Raw genomic sequence first — 2,467 nt, forward strand, 5'->3', positions numbered from 1 at the left:
TTCCTCCGACGGGGGCCCGATGCCGAGCTTCGGGACCGCGCGGTACGGCTTCATGACGACTGGACGGTGATCTTCTTCTCGGCCTTCTGCGCCTGTTCGCTCTTCGGCAGGGTCACGGTGAGAACGCCTTTGCCGAAATTTGCTGCGATGTTGTCGGCATCGACGCCATCGGGGACCTGGAAGGTGCGCTCAAACGAGCCGAAGCTGCGTTCGCGCATGTAATAGTCCTTCTTCTTCTCCTCCTTCTCGTCGTGCTTCTCGCCCTTGATGGTCAATACGCCATTGGCGAGTTTCACCTCGACGTTCTTTTCGTCCATTCCGGGCAGTTCGGCGGTGATCTCGTAGGCCTTGTCGGTCTCCGATACATCGACCGCAGGGACCGCGGTGAAGCCGCTCGCGGCGCGGCGGAATGGCGCGACGTCGAGCGCGGCAGGGAATCGCGAGCGCCAGAATCCGCCGTCGAAATCCTCGAACAGCCGATCGACCTCGCGGCGAAGGTTTTCAAACGGCCGCCACGCTTGCAGCGCGGGAGCAGTCTCCGATTTGACGGGTACCTTATTGGTGGTGGTTTCAGCCATGGTGTGTCCTCCAACTTGGTTCGAAACCGCTTTAGATTGCCACCAGCCTCCGCGGTTTACGTTGATGTGCGTCAAAAACGCCGCAACTGAAGGCGCGCGTCTTTTCTGGTTGGATGCCCGCTTTCTTGAAGGATTCATGACGGCAAATGCTCCGATCATCATCCGTCGGCGACTTTCGTCTCTCCTGCGATCGGGTTGACAGAACTGATGCCGGCTGTTGGTCTGTCATCCCGACAGGGGCGCAATTGGCCATGAAGATCTACGGCGACAGCAATTCCGGCAATTGCCTGAAGGTGAAATGGGTCTGCGACAAGCTTGCGCTGCCCTACCGCTGGATCGAGATCGATATCCTGAAGGGGGAAAGCCGCACTCCGGAATTTCTGGAGCGCAACGGAGCAGGCCAGGTGCCGACCGTCGTGCTCGATGACGGCCGCGTGCTGGCGCAGTCCAACGCCATCATTCGCTATCTCGCGCGTGGCAGCGACCTGATCCCTTCCGACGCCTATGACGCGGCCAAGATGGACGAGTGGCTGTTCTGGGAGCAATACAGCCATGAGCCTTATGTCGCGGTGTGCCGTTTCCAGATTGTGTATCTCGGCAGGCCCGCTTCCGATCTGGATCCGGACAAGGTCAAGCGCGGCTATGCGGCCTTGGCACGGATGGAGCATCAGCTCGCCGCGTCGCGATTTTTGCTCGGCCAGCGCCTCTCGCTCGCGGATGTGGCGTTACTCGCCTATACCAGGCTGGCGCATGAAGGCGGCTTCGATCTCGACGGCTACGCCGCGGTGCGACGATGGATCGGCGAGGCCGAGACATCGCTTGGGCTTGCTCCGGCCCGGACGGAAGCGAACATAGCTGCGATGACCAAAATCGCCACTCAAGTCACCATCCGCCATGCCCGCCGCGACGATGTCGGCGCGATCGTTTTGATGCTGGCCGACGATGCGCTCGGCCGCGCGCGCGAACTGCTCGATGAGCCCTTGCCGGCGTCGTATGTCCACGCATTCGACCGGCTCGACGCCGATCCGAACATCCAGCTCGTGGTGGCGCAGGATGACAGTGGCGCGGTCGTCGGCTGCCTGCAGCTCTGCATCCTGCCGGGGTTGAGCTCGCGAGGCGCCTCGCGCGCGCTGATCGAGGACGTCCGCGTCGCCTCGCATTGCCGCGGTCGCGGCATCGGCGAGCAGCTGGTGCAATGGGCGATCGCGCAGGCGCGCGCCAGGGACTGCCGGCTCGTCGAACTCTTGACCCATCATACGCGCGTCGACGCTCAGCGTTTTTACGAGCGGCTGGGATTTCAGCGCAGCCATGTCGGCATGACGATCCGGTTCTAGCTTTGCTCGTGGCGTCTGGCGCGTGATGACTGCCGGACGGGTCGTCATCGCGCCGGCTTATTGCTCGAGCATGATCTCGTCGGAAAGCCGCCATCCACTGGATCATGCCCAGGCGCCGAACCCAGGGAGAACAGCCGTGTCAGCGATCAACCCCTTGACGGCTTTGGCCGTCGTATTTGCGACCGCGGCGACCGATGCCGTTTACGTGATGTTCACCTCGGCGGTGATGGCGCGGAAGCGCGTGCCGGCCGCGACCTGGAGCAGCGTCTGGTATCTGCTGTCGTCCTTCGCCGTCATCAGCTACACGGAAAACTGGATCTATGTCGGCTTCGCCGCGATCGGCTCCTGGATCGGCGCCTACGCCTCGATGACGTTTCTGCACCGGCCACCCGGCGGAGGTCCCGTCGGAGCTGCGCCGGAATAGCCGCGCAGTGAGCTTCCATACCATCACTCCGCCGTGACGCGGGCGAAGTTCCTTGACGATACACGCCGATTCCCGTAAGCACCGCGGCGGGACACCTCCCCCCAACGGGAGGCTTACTATCTGGAAGGATA

3 protein-coding genes and 1 pseudogene are annotated in these 2,467 nt (G+C 62.6%); 3 read left to right on the forward strand and 1 reads right to left on the reverse strand.

What is annotated here, in order from left to right; genetic code table 11:
• Positions 1–50 precede the first annotated feature (50 nt).
• On the reverse strand, positions 51–578 hold the full coding sequence (locus WCB02_RS25145) for an Hsp20/alpha crystallin family protein (RefSeq protein WP_423962435.1): 528 nt from the start codon (positions 576–578) through the stop codon (positions 51–53).
• Between the two features lie 251 nt (positions 579–829).
• Here WCB02_RS25145 and WCB02_RS25150 point away from each other — a divergent pair.
• The 3 genes and pseudogenes from WCB02_RS25150 to WCB02_RS25160 form a co-directional block, all read left to right on the forward strand.
• Positions 830–1,417: pseudogene (locus WCB02_RS25150) on the forward strand (glutathione S-transferase family protein); the annotation flags it as partial.
• 21 nt (positions 1,418–1,438) lie between these two features.
• The gene (locus tag WCB02_RS25155; protein WP_423962438.1) at positions 1,439–1,912 is read left to right on the forward strand and encodes a GNAT family N-acetyltransferase; all 474 of its coding nucleotides are present in this window, start codon (positions 1,439–1,441) and stop codon (positions 1,910–1,912) included.
• A 136-nt stretch (positions 1,913–2,048) separates the two neighbouring features.
• The gene (locus WCB02_RS25160) at positions 2,049–2,336 is read left to right on the forward strand and encodes a hypothetical protein (RefSeq protein ID WP_423962436.1); all 288 of its coding nucleotides are present in this window, start codon (positions 2,049–2,051) and stop codon (positions 2,334–2,336) included.
• Positions 2,337–2,467: the final 131 nt, after the last annotated feature.

This window comes from Bradyrhizobium sp., assembly GCF_049581145.1.
In the GTDB taxonomy this organism is placed as follows: domain Bacteria; phylum Pseudomonadota; class Alphaproteobacteria; order Rhizobiales; family Xanthobacteraceae; genus Bradyrhizobium.